Origin of the sequence: Micromonospora arida (assembly GCF_042873195.1) — a bacterium.
Lineage (GTDB): Bacteria > Actinomycetota > Actinomycetes > Mycobacteriales > Micromonosporaceae > Micromonospora > Micromonospora arida.
In genome coordinates this window covers 471,654-489,332 of the sequence record NZ_JBIALC010000003.1, presented here as the reverse complement: position 1 = coordinate 489,332, position 17,679 = coordinate 471,654, and the positions used below count along the sequence as shown (strand labels likewise).

20 protein-coding genes are annotated in these 17,679 nt (G+C 69.8%); 11 read left to right on the top strand and 9 right to left on the bottom strand.

Translation table 11 applies throughout. From position 1 onward, the window contains the following. Window positions 1-44: 44 nt before the first annotated feature. On the bottom strand, window positions 45-644 hold the full coding sequence (locus tag ACFYP0_RS13485) for a TetR/AcrR family transcriptional regulator (RefSeq protein ID WP_386995865.1): 600 nt from the start codon (window positions 642-644) through the stop codon (window positions 45-47). Between the two features lie 94 nt (window positions 645-738). Here ACFYP0_RS13485 and ACFYP0_RS13480 point away from each other — a divergent pair, with 94 nt between their 5' ends. Beyond that, window positions 739-1,485 carry an SDR family NAD(P)-dependent oxidoreductase gene (locus ACFYP0_RS13480; protein WP_124859476.1) on the top strand — a complete coding sequence of 249 codons (747 nt, stop codon included), beginning with the start codon at window positions 739-741 and terminating at the stop codon, window positions 1,483-1,485. A gap of 245 nt (window positions 1,486-1,730) precedes the next feature. On the opposite strand, the gene ACFYP0_RS13475 is transcribed toward ACFYP0_RS13480, so the two are convergent. Next, entirely contained in the window at window positions 1,731-2,063 is a 333-nt protein-coding gene (locus ACFYP0_RS13475; RefSeq protein ID WP_386995862.1) for a hypothetical protein, read from the bottom strand. A 263-nt stretch (window positions 2,064-2,326) separates the two neighbouring features. On the opposite strand from ACFYP0_RS13475, the gene ACFYP0_RS13470 reads away from it, so the two are divergent. Both ACFYP0_RS13470 and ACFYP0_RS13465 read left to right on the top strand, forming a co-directional pair. Further along, window positions 2,327-2,539 carry a hypothetical protein gene (locus ACFYP0_RS13470; RefSeq protein ID WP_386995860.1) on the top strand — a complete coding sequence of 71 codons (213 nt, stop codon included), beginning with the start codon at window positions 2,327-2,329 and terminating at the stop codon, window positions 2,537-2,539. Between the two features lie 160 nt (window positions 2,540-2,699). After that, window positions 2,700-3,410, top strand: coding sequence for a hypothetical protein (locus tag ACFYP0_RS13465; protein ID WP_356980945.1), 711 nt, complete (start codon window positions 2,700-2,702; stop codon window positions 3,408-3,410). 69 nt (window positions 3,411-3,479) lie between these two features. Here the strand turns inward: ACFYP0_RS13465 and ACFYP0_RS13460 are convergent, their stop codons facing one another. Then, window positions 3,480-4,121 carry a hypothetical protein gene (locus tag ACFYP0_RS13460; RefSeq protein ID WP_386995857.1) on the bottom strand — a complete coding sequence of 214 codons (642 nt, stop codon included), beginning with the start codon at window positions 4,119-4,121 and terminating at the stop codon, window positions 3,480-3,482. Window positions 4,122-4,208: 87 nt separating this feature from the next. Between ACFYP0_RS13460 and ACFYP0_RS13455 the strand changes: the two genes are divergently transcribed. Next, complete coding sequence (locus ACFYP0_RS13455) at window positions 4,209-4,913, top strand: cytidylate kinase family protein (protein WP_386995855.1); 705 nt, start codon at window positions 4,209-4,211, stop codon at window positions 4,911-4,913. Between the two features lie 6 nt (window positions 4,914-4,919). Here ACFYP0_RS13455 and ACFYP0_RS13450 read toward each other — a convergent pair whose 3' ends face one another. The 4 genes from ACFYP0_RS13450 to ACFYP0_RS13435 form a co-directional block, all read right to left on the bottom strand. After that, on the bottom strand, window positions 4,920-5,336 hold the full coding sequence (locus tag ACFYP0_RS13450; protein WP_386995853.1) for a hypothetical protein: 417 nt from the start codon (window positions 5,334-5,336) through the stop codon (window positions 4,920-4,922). A gap of 124 nt (window positions 5,337-5,460) precedes the next feature. Further along, on the bottom strand, window positions 5,461-5,913 hold the full coding sequence (locus tag ACFYP0_RS13445; RefSeq protein WP_355494059.1) for a hypothetical protein: 453 nt from the start codon (window positions 5,911-5,913) through the stop codon (window positions 5,461-5,463). Window positions 5,914-5,929: 16 nt separating this feature from the next. After that, window positions 5,930-6,550, bottom strand: a complete 621-nt coding sequence (locus ACFYP0_RS13440; protein WP_355494060.1) for a dihydrofolate reductase family protein — start codon at window positions 6,548-6,550, stop codon at window positions 5,930-5,932. Between the two features lie 82 nt (window positions 6,551-6,632). Then, window positions 6,633-7,478, bottom strand: a complete 846-nt coding sequence (locus tag ACFYP0_RS13435; protein ID WP_355494061.1) for a hypothetical protein — start codon at window positions 7,476-7,478, stop codon at window positions 6,633-6,635. 131 nt (window positions 7,479-7,609) lie between these two features. Here ACFYP0_RS13435 and ACFYP0_RS13430 point away from each other — a divergent pair, with 131 nt between their 5' ends. The 7 genes from ACFYP0_RS13430 (at window position 7,610) to ACFYP0_RS13400 (ending at window position 15,957) form a co-directional block, all read left to right on the top strand. Then, window positions 7,610-10,381, top strand: a complete 2,772-nt coding sequence (locus tag ACFYP0_RS13430; RefSeq protein ID WP_356977315.1) for an AfsR/SARP family transcriptional regulator — start codon at window positions 7,610-7,612, stop codon at window positions 10,379-10,381. Window positions 10,382-10,475: 94 nt separating this feature from the next. Continuing rightward, on the top strand, window positions 10,476-11,195 hold the full coding sequence (locus tag ACFYP0_RS13425; protein ID WP_355494063.1) for a hypothetical protein: 720 nt from the start codon (window positions 10,476-10,478) through the stop codon (window positions 11,193-11,195). A gap of 43 nt (window positions 11,196-11,238) precedes the next feature. Then, window positions 11,239-12,123: a hypothetical protein gene (locus ACFYP0_RS13420; protein ID WP_356977313.1), complete on the top strand. Its 885-nt coding sequence runs from the start codon at window positions 11,239-11,241 to the stop codon at window positions 12,121-12,123. Window positions 12,124-12,228: 105 nt separating this feature from the next. Beyond that, complete coding sequence (locus tag ACFYP0_RS13415; RefSeq protein ID WP_356977311.1) at window positions 12,229-12,567, top strand: hypothetical protein; 339 nt, start codon at window positions 12,229-12,231, stop codon at window positions 12,565-12,567. Window positions 12,568-12,681: 114 nt separating this feature from the next. Further along, window positions 12,682-13,212: a SigE family RNA polymerase sigma factor gene (locus ACFYP0_RS13410; protein WP_091409096.1), complete on the top strand. Its 531-nt coding sequence runs from the start codon at window positions 12,682-12,684 to the stop codon at window positions 13,210-13,212. Continuing rightward, the gene (locus tag ACFYP0_RS13405; protein WP_356977308.1) at window positions 13,209-14,639 is read left to right on the top strand and encodes a hypothetical protein; all 1,431 of its coding nucleotides are present in this window, start codon (window positions 13,209-13,211) and stop codon (window positions 14,637-14,639) included. Before ACFYP0_RS13410 ends, ACFYP0_RS13405 begins: the two co-directional genes overlap by 4 nt. A 100-nt stretch (window positions 14,640-14,739) precedes the next feature. Beyond that, entirely contained in the window at window positions 14,740-15,957 is a 1,218-nt protein-coding gene (locus tag ACFYP0_RS13400) for an Imm21 family immunity protein (protein ID WP_356977306.1), read from the top strand. Between the two features lie 27 nt (window positions 15,958-15,984). Here the strand turns inward: ACFYP0_RS13400 and ACFYP0_RS13395 are convergent, their stop codons facing one another. After that, entirely contained in the window at window positions 15,985-16,461 is a 477-nt protein-coding gene (locus ACFYP0_RS13395) for a hypothetical protein (protein WP_356977304.1), read from the bottom strand. A gap of 30 nt (window positions 16,462-16,491) precedes the next feature. After that, window positions 16,492-17,679: an NAD(P)/FAD-dependent oxidoreductase gene (locus tag ACFYP0_RS13390; protein ID WP_386995848.1), complete on the bottom strand. Its 1,188-nt coding sequence runs from the start codon at window positions 17,677-17,679 to the stop codon at window positions 16,492-16,494.

Here is a 17,679-nt window from a genome sequence, read left to right as displayed (position 1 = left end):
CCGGAAAATCTTGATCGACCCGCAGCCCGAGGACTCCGGCCGGTTCAGCCGCCGTGGGGGTCCGGCAGGAGTTGATTGGCGAGTGATCGTGCTGTGGCGCTGAGTGTCGCCGTGTCCATGCCGGTCCGGCTCATGAACAGCAGGCCTTGTTGCGCGGCCAGGAGTGCGCGCGCCAGTGCGATCGGATCTGCCTCGGCGGGTAGGTCGCCCTCGCGTTGGGCGCGGGCGACGCAGTCGCCGATCAGCGCGGTCGACGTCTCGTACGTGCGGTGGGCGTGATCGAGGACTTCGGGGTCGGCGTTGCCGAGTTCCAAGGTGCTGTTGGCCATCAGGCAGCCACGCCGTTTGCCGGCGCCGGTCGGGTCGCCGATCGGTGGCTCAAGGATCGTGCGTAGTGCGACCACGGCTCGCGGAGCTTCGGTGAGGGCTTTGCGCAGGTGGTCGTGGTTGTCGTCGGTGTAGCTGCGCAGCGCCCGGAGGAAAAGCCGGCGTTTGTCGCCGAACGCTGCGTACAGGCTGCCTTTGCCCAGCCCGCTGACCCGCATCAGGTCCTCCAGCGAGGTCGCGGCGTAACCGGCGTTCCAGAACTGATCACGGACGGCGTTGAGTACCTGCTTCTCGTCGAACCCTCGCGGACGTGCCATGCGATCCAGGATACGGATCCTTGACCGTCCGGTCCACAATCATTATGGTGGACCGGTCAGTCAATAACTCGTCGTACGCGGGAAGTGGGCAGCAGTGGGAAAGCTGGACAACAAGGTGGCGATCGTGACCGGCGGATCGCGGGGGATCGGCACCGCGATCGCGCTGGCGCTGGCCGACGAGGGAGCCGACGTCGCAATCAGCTACGTGGCCGCGGAGGATCGGGCCAAGGCCGTGGTCTCCGACCTGGAGGCGAAGGGAGTGCGCGCGGCGGCGTTCCGGGCCGACCAGACGGACGTGACGCAGGCGACCGGCCTGATCCACCAGGTGGTCGAGCAGTTCGGAAAGCTCGACATCCTGGTCAACAACGTGGGAATCGGTGGTGGTGGCCGCATCGACGAGGTCGATCCCGATGAGGCCGCCATCGAGCGCCAGCTCACCGCCAACTACAGGAGCCCGGCGGCCGCGATCCGGGAGGCGTTGCCGCTGCTGCCGGATGACGGGCGGATCATCAGCATCAGCTCGGGTGTGGGAATGCGGGCCGGTTTCCCCGGGATGGCGTACTACACGGCGACGAAGTCGGCCCTCGAGGGTTTCAGCCGGGGCGTGGCCCGCGATCTGGCGGGCCGGGGTGTCACGGTCAACGTCATCCAGTCCGGATTCATCGACACCGACGCCAACCCGGCTGACGGCCCGGCCGCAGCCGTGTTCCTTCCGACGACGTCGATGGGGCGCTACGGCAGGGGGGAGGAGATCGCCGCGGGCGTCGTCTTCCTGGCCAGCCCGGAGGCCTCCTACGTCACCGGCGCAGTACTCCGGATCGACGGCGGATACGGCGCCTAGTTCGAACTCCAACCTGTGGCCGGGCGATAGCTTTGCTGCACCCGTCCGATGCTGGCGGGCGACGAGACCACCGGCACCTGCGCAGGCGCCGGTGGTCTCGGACCGGCACCGAACAGAGGTTGCCGGTGGAGCCGACACCTGGGAAGCCGGCATCAACGTCCCTCCGGCCCTCAGCGCACCAGCCAGCCGCCTTCCACATATGGCTCCCGGACGTTGACGCCAGACGACAAGCGGCGGGCGCTGTGTCAGGACCAGTTGAACATCCGCACTGGCAGGAGTACGAGAACGACGGTCGCAGCGACGGCCAGCAGAACGCGCACCGTGCGAAGACCTCGCCACCACGGGATGACCCAGAGCAGCACCCACATGACGCCTGAGATGACCACATGAACGCCGGCCACCCCGAGGCTGGTCTCCTCGCACATGTTTTCTGCTATGGCCTCCTTGCACAGCGCCGGTGGGCCGTTGTGGTCCCCGAGGCTTCCCAACACCCCGACGAGGCAGGCCAGCACTGGAGCGGCTATCAGGGTGAACAGCGGCGTCACCAACCACCCGGCGAGATCACGGTGCCGGTCCACTAGCCGTCCCACTAGCCGTCCCACTGGCAGAACGCTACAGCCGGACATCGAGAGATCTCAAGCCGGCGCTGCGGGCCTCCGCGCCAACGGCACGATCGGCCAGGCCACCATGAGCCCAGCTCTGGCAGCGCCGTAGGAAGTGTGGCTACGTCGTGTCCGAAGATCTACCACGTCCGCTGTCACGTGGCCGATGCCTGACGAGGTCGAGCGCGAGGATCCAATCCCCAGGCCGCCAGGACTTGTTGCTTACCAGCATGGAGCCGATGCTGTTTGCCGTGGGTACAGCCAGGAAGCGTCAGCCAATCCGCCGCGAGCGAGCTGACCGCCTCACACTTGTCAATCGATGGCATTACTTCGTCCTGGACCAACCGGTCCTCGTTGATGCCGGCGAGATCGTCTGGGTCGAGGACGGCTACCTCCTGGTGCAGAGGACCACAGGGGTAGTTGATGCTTATCCGGGCTTTGTGAACCGCTGACTGCCGGCCCACTGTTGCCAGACGTGGACGCAAGACGACCCCGGACCTCGACGCCCGCACCGTCGAGCCGACGAGGAGATCCGCCCCAAACAGCTTGTCGCACCTGAGCTTCGGAATCCTGATCTTGACGATCGCCGTCGCGGTGTCGGAGGGTGACCAGATGACGTCGAAGGTTTGGCTCCACCGTGACGAGGACTTCCGCCCGGGTGTCGAACTCTTCCGTAGCGAGCGGCTGTTCGCGCTGTGGTCGTACTCGGCGACGTACGGCCAGCTCCTGCTGCGCGCGGACCAGATGCCCGGGGGCCGCGGCCGGCTTCCGACGACGATCGAGGTGCTGTTCAACCCGGTCGACGCCGTGCAGATCCAGGCGGCGTATCGCGGGCTGGTGATTCGGTGCGCGACCAGGGACGAGGCCACGCGGATCTTCGGTGACATCAGTGACGACGGTTACCGCTCGGAGGATGCCAGGGTGCTCGTACTGGAGAGCGAAGGGGTGACCGGCTACGTCATCACCGCCAATGTCGGGTGGTGCGAGGGCGAACTGTCGGACGTGCAGCCCTCGTTCTTCAACACGTTCAGTCCGTACGACCCGGTGTGGCCAGTCAAGCCGCTCAGCGGAGTCGGCGGCGAGCTGGACATCGCCTCGCCACAGAAGGTGGCGGAGGCGTTCCTCACCGGCATACCAGAGGGCGTACGCCGGGAACGACACCGCTACCTGCACCTGCTGACTGCGTTGACCGAGCAGGACGGCCGTCGGAGGTGGCACAACCTCGGCGTCTTCCTCACCGAGAAGGATGCCGAGGAGGCCAAGCGACTGGTTGAGCCCCACGTGACGATGTGCGGCATCGAACTGATCCCGGTGGCGCTGTAGCGACCCGCCCCCCGCCACGCACACCACGAGCCCGGAGTGTCGAGGTCCGGCGCACCTGTGCGCTGAGGGTCAGCGTGTCCGGCTGACGGAGGAAACCCTCGGGTCTACGGAGTAGCGGCGGGTGACGTCGTCGGCGTCGCCAGCGGTGGCACCGGGATCGAACAGCACCTCCAGGCAGGGCGCTTGCGGCCCCTCTGACCCGAAGCCCGCAACCACGTGGTTGGGGTCGAAGCGGTGGTTCTCGCCCACCAGCTCCTCAGCGGACTGCCCCTCCCGCACGCAAACCACCGCCTCGGGCTGACCACCACCCCAGGCCAGTGCTGGAGCCGACACGCTGATTGTGAGCACCAGTGCCGTCCCCACGCCGATCACTGTCGTTCGGCCAAGCCCTGGCCGGCTGATCGGCGAGATCACCGCCGCGAGGGCGGACAGCACGTAGACCCAGAGAGCCCGCTTGTCGGCCGAGTCATGGAGAGCCAACACGATGACGCCGGCTCCGACGGTCTGTGCGATCAGGCTGATCAGCCGGAACCCTGGCCAGTCGACCAGCGCCGCTGGTATCGCGGTAAGCGCACCAAGCAACAGGAGGAGCATGACAAGCCCGTACGCACTCCATTCACGGCGCGCGTCCAGGACGAGCAACACCAGGGCAAGCAGGTGTCCGCAGACGACAAGCAACGGGCGGAGGTACGCCAGAAACCATGCGACCATCGGAAGACCCTACGTGATGTGACCGACTTCGACGAGGCCTCCAATCCGGCACGACCCGCGAACGGTGACGTGAGGAGGTAGCAGGACATGGTTCAAGGCACCCGCGACGAGCTGCTCGAACGTTTGGCTGAGGCAGTTGGCGCCGTCACGGTCGCCCACCCGACGCGGCTTGCCATCGACGGGCCGCCGGCCGCAGGCAAGACCACCCTCGCCGACGAGTTGGCCGCCGTCCTGCGCGAGCGGGGCCGCGACGTCATCCGCGCCACGATCGACGATTTCCTCTTCCCCCGCGCCCAGCGCTATCCGCGCGGCGAGTACTCGGCCAAAGGCTGCTACCACGACGCCCACGACTACGACGCGTTGAACCGGGTTCTGCTCGATCCGCTCGGCCCAGGCGGAGATCGAGGCTTCCAACACGCGGTCTACGACCGTGCTACGGATGCTGTGCTGTCCCCGCCGGTCACGACCGCCCCGGCCGACGCCGTGCTCGTCTTCGACGGCGTCTTCCTCCTGCGCCCGGAACTGATCGACCGGTGGGACCTGCGCATCTTCGTGTCGACGGCGCTGGAGAAGACCGTGGATCGTGCCGTGATCCGAGAGCGCCGGGTGTCAGCTCGGGCCGACATCGAACGGCGCTGGCGGGAGCGTTACATCCCCTCGCAGCAGCTCTACTTCGCTACGACCCGCCCGACCCGGCACGCCGACATCGTCGTGCACAACGACGAGCCCCAGCGGCCGGCCTGGGAGACTGCGCGGGGAGGAGACTCCGAAGTCCTGGCGGCTGGTGAGTGACCGCGCTTACGGGTGGTCCACATACTCGCCAAACGGTTCGATGGACCCATCCCAACCGTTCCAACCCTGTTGGGTGATCTGCCCGTTGGCGTAGGTGTACGACCAGCGAGAGCCGTCCTCGCCCTCGATCTCGACGGTTCCCGAGCGAACGAACGGCGCAATCGCGACGTAGAAGGCCGTCGTGTGGTTCGACCACTTGGGGTCGCCCTCGTCGTCGTACCCGAACTCGATCCAGTCTCCGTCGCGGACGATTGTGGCCCTGGCCGGATCCGCCAGGTCGACCAGGGTGCCATCCGACGGAAACTCATCCGGCCTGTACCAACCACCGCGTTCAGCCAGGGCGGCGTGGACAGCGGCGACCGCAGCCGCGTCCTCCGACTTCGGGAGATGCAGACGGCCTGAGGGCATCACCGAATATCCCACGGCGCGCACCCTACAACGATCGATGCCACCACGCGGGGCAGGAGTGCGCTCTACACCTGTGGGTCACCCTGACTCTGCTCGCGGGCGCGCTGAATGCTGCCGACCTCACCTTTGATCGGTGGCCTCAGCCGATGTTGAGCAGCAACACCTGGTCGTCGCGAAGGTCGGAGATGCTGTCACGCAACAGCCTCAGCGTGTCCAGACCGGCCGTGCCGCTCTCCTCGAAGTCCACCCCCATCTCCTCGAAGTGCGCGGCCAATTCCTCCTCGCGGTGCGCGCCGGGATCGAGCTGATCCGGTAACCCTGGCGATGGAGTGATGAGCGTGGTCAGGCCGTGCACGCTGTTGATGGCCTCGGACTCGGCATTCAACTCCGGCGGTTCCAGGTCGATGTCGCGTTCCTCCAGATAGGTCAGGACGTACAGCATGCAGTAGCCGGACCAGTCGTACTCCTGCCGCGCCCTGCTCCCGTGTTCGGCCAGGTACGCGCGGAACGACGACGGCGATGTGCGGGCCAGGCGGGCCAGCTCGGTGATGCTGTCCCTGGGGACGACTGTCAGTGACGCGATAGCGGACAACGCATCCTCCGTCGGTTCAGGAGAGCACGCGGTAGGTGACGTGCAGGACCGTGCTCGCCGCCCGCGCCGTCACCTGTTCGAGGTTCAGCGGCGGAACGCCCTCGAACAGCCGCACACCGGCGCCGAGGGTGAGCGGCACGATGTGCAGCCGCAGCTCGTCGACCAGGCCGGCGGCGAGGTACTGGTTGATGGTGGTCGAACCGCCGTGGATCAAGATGTCGCCGCCACCGGCCGCCGCGCGCGCCTGCGCGAGCGCCGCCTCGATCCCGTCGGTGACGAAGTGGAAGGTGGTGTCGCCAGCCATCGGCTGCGGCTCGCGTGCGTGATGGGTGAGCACGAACACCGGCTTGTGGAACGGTGGGTCGTCACCCCACCAGCCGTTCCACTGCCGATCCCATGCGCCGCGCACGGGGCCGAACATGTTGCGCCCCATGATGACGGCTGAGGCGGATGTGATCTGGTCGACCTCGGGCCGGTTCTCCTCCCCGAAGTCGAACATCCAGGCGTGCAGCCCACGACCCCAGCCGTCACCGCCGTCGTCGCCGAACGGGCGTTCCTCGGTCTGGTTGAGCCCGGCCGAGTACCCGTCGGCGGAGATGGTCTGGTCGGCGATCACCTTGCCGTTACGTGTGGTCACAGCGCTCTCCATTGGCGACTCGTGGGCGAGAGGCCAGCCTACGGCCGCCCCTTGTCCAGATCGTGGATCGAAGTTCTGGCACCTATCGGGAGGGTTGTGCTCGGAGGAACATGAGAACCAGCGCGGTGGCCATCACCACGGGGGCCAGGGCGCACGCGACACTCACCACCACCGCCGTGACCCGAGAGCTGGTCCCGGTCCCGGTCTCGCGTTTCGGGAAGGCATACACGCCGACCAGGAGGAGCACGAGCCACAGGGGCACCAGCAGGGGAGCGAGAGCGGGCCAGACGGGCCAGACCGGCTCGGTGACGATGCCCGGACCCAGGGCCGTCCAGGTGAGGGCGGCGCCCGGGAGGAGGCCAACCGTCACCAGGGTGCAGACCAGCAGGGGTACGGGTCGACGTCGCCGTGCCACCCACCCGAACAGCGCCGCGCCGGCTGCGGCACCGGCGAGGGTGCCAGCGACCGTGCTGGCGAGGAACTTGCCGGGCGCGGCCGGCGCGATGGTCAGCTCTGTCCCGCTCGCCGAGTATTCGAGCGCAACCGTCAGTCCGTCGCGCTCAGCCCGCCAGCCGTCGCACAGGTAGCCGGGTACGCGGCCGAGGCCCTGCCACCCCTGCGTCCCGGCGTTGCGTCGCAGCTGCTCCGAGAGCCCACAGTCGTCGCCATCGTCGTACCAGAAGAACGCCCGGCCCGAGCCCAGGTCATCAGCAGCGAGATGAACGCCCCACCGGTAGCCATGCACGACCCGACCCGAGTCGACCGGCACCGCGCCGGGAAGCAACTGCGCTGCCAGGCTCTGCGCCTGGTCGTCGCTGGGCGGCGTGACACCGCGACCGCCGTACCAGGTGCCGAGGCTCAGGCCGACCGTACCCAGCAACACCGCGCCGAGCAGCACCATCGCGACGCGCCGCAGCCGACGGCTCATCGGCGCACCTCCCTGCCGTAGTGCGCTAGACGGTAGCTCCCGGAATCCGTTCCTGGTGCCCCGTGGATCGTGTCCATTACGCGACGAATAGATCGAGTTTGCTGGGCTGGGGACGTTAGTTTGATTCGGTGATGTCGATGGTTGGTACGGGCGTGCGGGTCAGGCTGCTCGGGCCGGTGGAGGTGGTCGTCGCCGGCAGTCCGCAGGCGGTGAACGGCGTGCGCCGCAAGGCGGTGCTGGCCACGTTGGCGCTGCACGCGGGCCGTGTCGTCAGCATCGACCGGCTCATCGACGTGGTCTGGGGCGACCAGCTACCGGCCACCGCGGCGAACACGTTGCAACGCCACGTCTCCTACCTGCGCGGGGTGCTCGGCGAGCCCGGGTCGATCGTCGCGCGCCAGCCCGGATATCTGCTCGACACCGGACCGGATTCCACGGATGTCCAGGCCGCCGAACGCCTCATCGAGCTGGCCCGGCGCTCGACGGACAGCAACGAGCAGGTGAGGCACCTGACGGCCGCGGTGGCACTGTGGCGGGGCCCACCGCTGGCCGACGTGGCCGGGTCGGCCTGGCTTGAGGAGCAGGCGGAACACCTGGCACGCCTACGGTTGGAGGCGGAACGATCGCTCGCCGAGGCCCGGCTGTCCGTCGGTGAGCACGCCGGTCTCGTCCCCGGGTTGGAACGGCTCGTCCGACAGCACCCCTTCGACGAGCACCTGCACGCGCAGCTGATGCTCGCCCTGTACCGCGACGGCCGACAGGGTGAGGCGGTCGCCACGTACCGGCGGCTGCGCGACAACCTGCGGGAGAACCTCGGCCTCGACCCGGGTCCGCGGCTACGCGACCTGGAGTGCGCCATCCTGCGCCAGGACACCGCGATCGCCGCGCCGGCCGCGGCGGCACCAACGCGGGTCGCGGCGCAGCTGCCTCCCCCCGTACCCACGTTCACCGGACGCGACGCGGAGCTTGCCGCCCTCGACGCGCTGGTCGACCGGGGCGGCGCCGTCGTGGTGTCCGGGACCGCAGGCGTCGGCAAGACCGCGCTCGCCGTGCACTGGGCGCACCGCGCGGCCGAGCGCTTCCCCGACGGGCAGCTCTACGTCAACCTGCGCGGCTTCGACCCGGCGGCCACACCGACCGAGCCGGCACGAGCGCTGCACGGCTTCCTGGAGGCGCTCGGCGTTCCGGTGGCCCGGATGCCCCGCGACCCGGACGCGATGGCGAGCTTGTACCGCACGACGGTGGCGGGCAAGCGACTGCTGGTGGTGCTGGACAACGCCCGCGACGCGGAACAGGTCCGGCCGCTGCTGCCCGGCTCACCGGACTGCCTCGCGATCGTCACCAGCCGCGACCAGCTCATTCCGCTGGTCGTCACCGAAAGCGCCCAACCGGTGCCCCTCGACCTGCTGAGCCCCGGCGAAGCCCGCGACATGCTGGTCCGCCGGCTCGGGGAGCGCCAGGTCGCCGCCGAACCCGCCGCAGCCGACACCATCGCCGACCGGTGCGCGCGGCTGCCCATCGCCCTGGCCGTCGTGGCCGCCAGAGCCGCCACCAACCGGCACTTCTCGTTGGCCGCCGTCGCCGGCGAGTTGGGCGACCTGGACGCCTTCCGCGCAGGCGACGAGGCTACCGACGTACGGGCGGTCTTCTCCTGGTCGTGCCGGACGCTCAGCCCACCTGCGGCGCGGCTGTTCCGGCTGCTGAGCCTGCATCCCGGCCCGGACGTCTCCGCGCCGGTCGTGGCAAGCCTGGCCGGTGTCGATGGTCAGGCGACCGGCCCTCTGCTCACCGAGCTGACCCGGGCGAATCTCTTCACCGAGCACACGTACGGGCGCTACGCGTTCCACGACCTGTTGCGCGCGTACGCCGCAAGCCTCGCCGACGAGACTGAGCCGCCGGCCGAGCATCGGGCCGCCGTGCACCGGCTGCTGGACCACTGCCTGCACACCGCCCACGCGGCCGACCTGGCACTGCACCCGCACTTCAGCACGATCAGCCTCCCGCCGCCCCGGGCGGGTGTGACGCCGGAGCGCCCCAGGAGCCGGTCGGCCGCCGCGGCGTGGTTCACCACCGAGGTCCCCGTCCTGCTCGCCGCGGTACCGCTCGCGGCGCGGTCCGGGTTCGAGGGACACGCCTGGCGTCTCGCCTGGGCCATGGCCGGCTTCCTGCACCGGCAGGGGCACTGGCAGGACTGGCTCGGCACGCAACAGATCGCTCTGGCCGCCGCGTCCCGCATCGGGGATCAGGCGGGGCAGGGCCACGCGCACCGCAGCCTCGGTCTCGCCTGCTCCCGGCTCCGACGGTACGACGAGGCCGACGACCACCTGCGGCGCGCACTCGACCTGTTCACCGACGTCGGCGACGACGCCGGACGGGCGCACACCTGCCTGAATCTTGGTCAACTGGCCGAGCGGCAGGGGCAGCACCAGCAGGCGCTGCGCCACTCCTGGCGGGCGCTGGCCCTGTTCCGGGGGACCGGAAACCGGGCCGGGCAGGGGTACACCCTGAACGCTGTCGGTTGGCAGGAAGCGCTGCTCGGCAACTACCACCACGCCCTCGAATCGTGTGGAGAGGCGCTGCGGATGTTGCAGGAGGTGGACGACGTCCAGGGGCAGGCCGACACCTGGGACAGCCTCGGCCACGCCCACCACCAGCTCGGGGACTACCGGCGCGCTGTCGCCTGCTACGAGCACGCCCTCGAACTCTTCACGCAGGTCAACGACCGGTACGCCGAAGCCGGCACGTACGTCAATCTGGGCGGCAGCCACCGGGCGCTCGGCGACCTCGGCGCCACCCGTGCCGCGTGGGGCCGAGCCCTGACGATCCTCGACGAGCTCGGTGATGCCGACGCCGACTCGATCCGCGCCGACCTGGACCGGCTCGACGCCACGCGCCTGCACTGACGTACGCCGCTTTCTGCGCCGTTTCCGGGCCGCTTCAGCGCGGCCCGGCACTCTTCGGACACCAGTTTCTTCCGCATCAGGAATGGAGCGTTCGATGAGTCGTTTGGCACACCGCCTCGCGGTGATCGGGGTGGTCAGCGGGACGGTGCTGGCCATGTCCTCCGCCGCAGTGGCCCAGACTGAGAAGCCGCCGCAGAAGGGCGCCGACTGCGTGGTCGAGCACGTCGACGAGCGCGGCGAAGTCGTCCGTACCGAGACCGCGCCCGAGGGCCGGGAGTACGGCCAGTTCCGCTGCGTCGGCGGGAAGTGGACGTTCGCCTGGGCGCCCTTCGGGGCGGACGACATGATCACGGCCGCCGAGATCCAGATCGACCCGTCCGGTGCCGTGTCGGTCCGGCGGTTCACCGGCCCCGCGCTCGGCAACGACCTCACCGTGGGCGAGATCGCCGGCATCGCCCAAGCCGTCAGCGGAAGCCGGCAGGTGCTTGTCGACCGCGCCATCGTGGCGGTCGACGACGGCAAGGAGCGGACCCCGGAGCAGATCGAGGCGCTGCTGGCCGGCAAGGACGACACCGGCGTACGGGTGCTGGACATCATCGAGAAGCCCAACGCCGCCATGTCGACGAAGGACGTCATCGACGAGGCCGGCGGGACACCCGAGACGACTGTCGTCTATTTCAGCCTCTGGGGCGCGATCAAGTCGGTGTTCGCCTGGATCGTGGACACGATCAGCGACGTCGGCGAGTGGATCGACGACCACTGCGACTGGGGGTCCCCCAACAACACTGGGGACATCGTCACGTGTCGCTGGTAGCCCGTCCCACCCCGCCGACACCGATCACGGAAATGAGGACAGCATGACAACTCTGCGGGACATCACCAGGCGCGCCACCATCGTCACGACCGCCCTGATCGTCGGGCTGACCGCTTCGTACGCTCCGTCCCAGGCCGCCGAGGGGGAGGCCCGGACGACGATCACCGACCACCCCGGTGCCCCGGGCGCGATGCTTCAACAACTCGAGGACCTGACCGGCCGACCCGTCGGCGACCTGGACAAGGTGCTGGCCGTCGACACCGGCGGGCGCAACCTCACCAGCGACCAACTCGCGGCGCTCGCCGCCGGCAAGGAGGTCGACGGTGTCAAGGTCGTCGGCACGATCCCGGGCAGCCGGGAGGTGCTCGGCACGACAATGGCCGACCTCGCCGACGGGGCGTACGACGGCACTGGCGACGGCGGGACGGCGACGTCCCTGCTCTTCGCCTCGTCCACCTCCGGCGGCCGGGAGTGGTGCCTGACCATGTGCGTCGCGTCCGGCAAGTCCGTCTGGGAATGCCTGCTGTCGCGCCGGACCGGCGAGCTGATCCTCACCCTCGACCTAGACGGCGGCACCACGGTCGGCGGGACGAAGGCGGCCTTCGAGAAGGCAAATGGTGTCGCCGTCGACGGCCCGTCCAGCGTGCAGACGCTCATCGGCGACCGCGAGCCCTCGGCGGACGAGATCAGGACGCTCCTCGACGGCAAGGACATCGAGTCGATGCGCCGCGTGGCGACAGTGGACCGACCGGACCACGGGTGGGCGCTGGCCGACATCGCCGAAAAGTCAGGCGTTGTCTACGCGAAGACCAAGGGCCACCTCTTCACCCTCAACCTCCCGATCCTCGGCAAGATCCTCGTGTTCTGCGTCTCGCAGGACAACGGGAAGACCTGGAAGTGCTCGGCCCGTCAGTGGAGCGGGTTCTAACGGGTAGACCGCCGACGGTCCCGCTCCGCCTCGACCTCCCCGGTCGAGGCGGAGCGGGACCTGCTACCGGGCGGCAGGCTGACGAGCGTCTGACAGGGACAGACGGTGACCGAGGGCGTCCCCGATACTCGGCAGGTGATCAGCAATGACCCTCGCGTCCCGTGGGTGCCTCGCGCGCCCCACCCAGCCGACAGCTCGACGCTGCCGCTCTACATGGTCTTCTTCTTCCTCCTGGGCCTCGTCGGCTTCGCGATCTACGGACTGAGCGGCGGCGAGGGTGCGCTCGTCCTCGCGAGCATCGTTTCGGGAGTGTTCTTCGCGTGCTTCCTGATCCTCTTCGCGATCTACTGGATCGGATACCTGCTCAAGGGACACGCCATCTGGCAGGCCGAGCGCCAGGCCGAGTCCGATGGGCCGTCCACGGGTCAACAACCAGAGGACTGAGCCTGTCGCTTACGACGCCCCGCGTGCGGTCCTCCACTCAACCCCGGAGACCGCCGGTGGCGTCTCACCCTGCGTCCGCACTCAGACGCGAGGTGGACGCGACCTGGAGGTGGCGTGAGTCGGCACGAGGACGACGAAGAGTTTCGGCTGTTCGTCCAACGACAGTGGGGATCGCTGCTCCGAACGGCCTACCTGCTGACCGGCGACCGGGGGACAGCCGAGGACCTGACGCAGTCGGCGTTGGAGAAGACCCATCGGCGCTGGGGGCGGGTGCTGCGCCGGGACGCGCCCGAGGTCTACGTACGCCGGGCGATGGTGAACACGGCCATCTCCTGGCGGCGTCGGCGGCGGCCGTTGGAGGTGCCGCTGCTGACCTCCGACAGCCAGCCGGCGCATGACGCGTACGTGCAGGTGGAGCAGCGGCAACTACTCCTCGCCGCGTTGCGGCGATTACCGCCCCGGACGCAGGCGGTGCTGGTGCTGCGCTACTTCGAGGATCTCAGCGAGGCGGACACCGCCAAGGTCCTCGGCTGCTCCGTCGGCGCGGTGAAGAGCCAGGCGTCGCGCGGGTTGGCCCGGCTGCGGAGCGACTTCGCCCCACCCGCCGCTCAGTCCCCGGTACGGCTCGAGGAGGAACTGGCATGACCGGAAGCTTCGCCAATTCGACGCTCAGTCCCGCACTGCGGCAGGCCGCGCACGGCGTCGACGTACCCGAGGACCCCTGGCCCGGGTTCGCCCGCCGGGAGCGACGGCACCAGCGGACGCGGCTGATCCGCACGGCGTTGGCCGCCGCGGTCGGGGTGGCGCTCGTCGGGGTCCAGACCAACGTGGTTCCGCTGCCCGGATGGGCACCGGGCATCGCGGTCGCCGCCACTCCGACGGCGCTGCTCGACGCGCCACCGCGGGGCGCGCTGGCCGGGGATCGGGCCTGGCTGGACACGCTCCGGACGCGGATCAGCGCCGATCCGCCGGTGAGAATCGACGCCCCGGTGGGTGCCTGGAAGATCGGCGATCGTGACCGGATCCGGCTGATCTACGGCAGTGACCAGCCGGGCCACCGGGTCGCGCTGGTCGCGGTGCCGCTGCGGTTCGGCCTGCTGACCAGGGAGGCACTGGTCTGGTACGTGGGTCCCGCCGGGGCCGGTGCCCAGCAGATGCGGTACGGCGGCCACAGCGAGGGTGACGACGATCCGGTGATGACGCTGATGCAGGCATACCCCGACCGGGCCGGGTTCGCGGTCGCCGTCGGTCCGCCCGAATCCACGGTGACGATCAGTGCCGAGCCTCGATACACGTCGAGGGGGACTGTGGAATACCAGGACATCGCGAGGGCGGACGGCGGCGGGGTCGGGTTCGCCGTGCTGCCTCCGCAACCCCTGCCGCACGAACCCGTCGTCCGGGTCAGCCGCGGCGACCGGGTGTTCTTCCAGGGCGGTCTGGGTGGCGGCCCGTACGCCGGGCTCGACCCGACCGGGCCGGAGATGGACGCCCTGCTCACCGGCGCTCGCCGACCCGTCCGAGGCATGCCGCTCGACGAACCCAACCTCCGCAACTTCGTCCATACGGCACTCCAGAACAGCCACCTCCCGGCCGTCGACACGACCGTACGGGTGCGGTGGTCGGGCCGTGAGTACGGCCAGGCCGCCGCGCTGCTCACCGTGCAGCCGGCCGGCGGTGGAGTGATCGCGTACGCCATGCACGGCGACGATCGAACCGGCTGGTACATCGACCTGCGGCTGCTGCTGCCGGCCGAGGGCGCCGACCAACGACCGATCGGCTGGCGGGTCCGGACCGAGGACGGTGCCCGTCCCGCCACGGGCGAGGTGCGGGTGATCGCCCCGCCGGACGCGGCCCGCGTCACGGTGACGGTCGGAGGCGCACCCCCGGCCACTGTCGTCCTCGACGCGTCGAACGCCGGCACCACCCGGGTACCAGCGGACCAGGCGGCCACTCTCACCGCGTACGGCAGGGACGGCGGCGTCCTCGGGACCACCCCGCTGCCGCCCGTGGAGACCGACAGCAGCGCGGGAGGTCTGCCCGGCGACAGCCCTGCCACCCGGGTGACACCCTGACGTGACGGCAGGCGGGCCGAGCCGTCTCCGGGCGGCTCGGCCCGCGTCGGCCTCTAGGATCGACAGCCTTGACGGCGAAGACGGTCTGCGGGAGCGCGTGGTGACGATCGAGGCAGAACGGCCAGCCGACCGGCTCGCCGACATCGCCGAGCGGGCCGAAGCCGTCCTCGTCGACTTCGACGGTCCGATCTGCCGCCTGTTCGGCAGCAGGGCCGCGCCGCGCATCGCCGCCGACCTGCGTCAACTGATCGTCGGCCGGGGCGTCGCCCTGCCCGATGAGCTGCGCGACGGAGACGACCCGCTGGAGCTGTTCCGCGCGACCGCTGTGGTCGCGCCCGAGCTGGTCGGCGTCGTCGGTGCGGCCCTGGCGGCGGCGGAGGTCGAGGCAGCGGCGTCCGCGGAGACCACGATCGGAGCCTTCGACCTGGTCGCGGCGTGCCTGGCGACCGGGCGTCCCCTCGCCATCGTCAGCAACAACTCCGCCGCCGCCATCGGCGCCTATCTCGGGCGCCGCGACCGGGCCCGCTACTTCGCCGCCGTCATCGGCCGAGGTGAGCATCCCGATCTGCTGAAGCCCAACCCGGTGCCGGTGGAGCAGGCCCTGAAGGCGCTGAAGGTCGCACCCGATGCCGCCGTTCTGGTCGGTGACTCGGTCACCGACGTCGCCGCCGCCCGCGCCGCCGGTGTCGCCTGTATCGGGTACGCCAACAAACCCGGCAAGGCCGAACGCCTCACCGCCGCCGGTGCCGACGCGATCGTGACCGACATGACCGACCTGGCCGGCGTCCTCGCTCGTACGCGCAGGCCGGTCAGCCTGCTGCAGTGGGTCGATTCGGGCGGCGGGCCGCTCGTCGTCGTGCCGACGACGGCGCTCGGCGACTGGAAGGGCGCGTCGGACGACGACGATGACTCCTGGGGTGACTACGACCGGGCCTGCGAAGTCGACGGTTACGTGGGGGTGCTCGATGTCGGTGCTGCCCAGGCGCTCGTTCTGGCCGACGAACCGGCCTCCACCACGTACCTCCCGGACCGGCGGATCTTCGTGCGGTGGCTCTACGCCGTCTCCGAGGCAGAGGTCGTCCGCCTCGTACCCCGGGCGGTCGAGATCGCCGACTGGGAGGACGCGGGCACGTGGACGACCAGCGGGCCAGCCGAGTTGTTCGACTCCGGCTATACCGGCGACGGGCTGGAGCACACCACCCACCTCACAGTGGACCTGGCCCGTGGCACGTACCTGATCCGCACCGCTTCCGTGCAACCCGACAAGAGGACGGCGCTGATGCTGGTCCACCTTGTCGAGCAGACGCAGTCAGCGTGACCGGCCGACGACGGGTCCTCGCCCCTGCTATGAGTCGAGCCGGGGCTCGCACAGGTGCAGGGCGTTCTCCTGCCAGGCACTTCCGACGAGAGCGACCGGATAGCGCACCTCTCTGAGCCGCCTGTCCTCGGTCTCGACGGAGAACCGCACCGACAACGGCTCCAGGTCGAACGCCGTCGCGCACTCCAATTGCAGATCGACGCGGATCTGGCCGGTGCCACCCGGCCGGACGTGCCGGGCCTCGCCCATGCCGCGTACCTGGACGCCCGGCCTCTCTGCCTGAACCGCGCGGATCGTGATCGGCGCGGGGCCGGTGTTGATCAGTGTCAGCTGCCCGTCCAGCACGACGGTTCCCCTGCTGTTCGAGCCTCCCGAATAGCCCGACTCGGGTAGGGCCACGAGGGAGACCGCAGTGGACCGCTCGCGCTGTGCACGAGAGTCTCGCAACTCACCGACACCGATGCCGCCGAGCACCACACCGATCACCACATGCTCCGCCGCCATTGCGACAGCCTAGGGCTGGCGCGCGTCCGTTCAGGACGCGGCCGTGCGGACCTCCGACCGGGTCGGGACGACGCGGTGGCGGCGGACCGGGTACAGGACCGGGTGCGCGATGCTCCAGGCGGCGCCCGTGCAGACGAACTCCTTGTAGCGGGCCGCCAACTTTCCGGTGAGAAGGGCCGGCCTGGCCCGGTCGTCGGCGGTCACGTACTGGATGATGCCGTCGCGGCGGCCGAGGCTGATGCACTGGTTGAAGTAGCGCAGAGGGGCCTTGGGAAACTTCGTCCGACCGGTCAGGCGTGCGGCGATGGCGTCGGCGGCCTGCCAGGCCATCGGGATGCCCGAGGCGCAGGACATCCGCAGCGGCTTGCCGCCCGGTCCTTCGGCGATCGCCGCGTCGCCCACCGCGTACACCTCGGGGTGTGAGACCGACCGCATGCTGGCGTCGACGATGATCTGCCCGGTCTCCGCGACCGCCAGGGTCGTGGCGGCGGCGATGGGGTGCACGGCGAAGCCGGTCGTCCACACCGTCACCTGCGCCGGGATCTCCCGACCGTCGCGGGTGACCGCACCGGCCGCCCCGACCCGCGCGATGTCGGTGTGCTCGTGCACGGTGATGCCGAGCCGGTCGCAGACGCCACGCAGGTGCTGCTGCGCCTTGCCGTTGAGCCAGTCGCCGAGACCGCCGCGGGCGGCGAGCGCGACATCGAGGTCCGGCCGGGTCTCGGCGATCTCGGTGACCGCTTCGAGGCCGGTGAGGCCGCCGCCGACGACGAGCACCGTCGCGCCGGCCGCGAGGTGGGCGAGGCGGTCGCGCAACCGCAGCGCCGAGGGCTTACCGGCGATGTCGTACGCGTGCTCGGCGACCCCGGGGACGCCGTGGTCGGCGGTAACGCTGCCGAGGGCGTAGACGAGCGTGTCGTAGGTGATTTCGTCGGTGCCGTTGTCGTCGGCGAGCGCGACGGTCCTGCGATCGGCGTCGACGGCGGTGACCCGGGCCAGCCGAGGCTTGACGTCGGTGCCGGCGTAGACCTCGCTCAGTGGGCGTGGCTTGAGGTCCTGCCCGGTGGCGAGTTGGTGCATGCGGACCCGCTCGACGAAATCCGCGTCGGCGTTGATGACGGTGATCTCGGTGTCGTCCGGGTGCAGCCGCTTGGCGAGTCGCCCGGCGGCCATGGCTCCGGCGTACCCCGCTCCGAGGACGACGATGCGGTGCTTCAT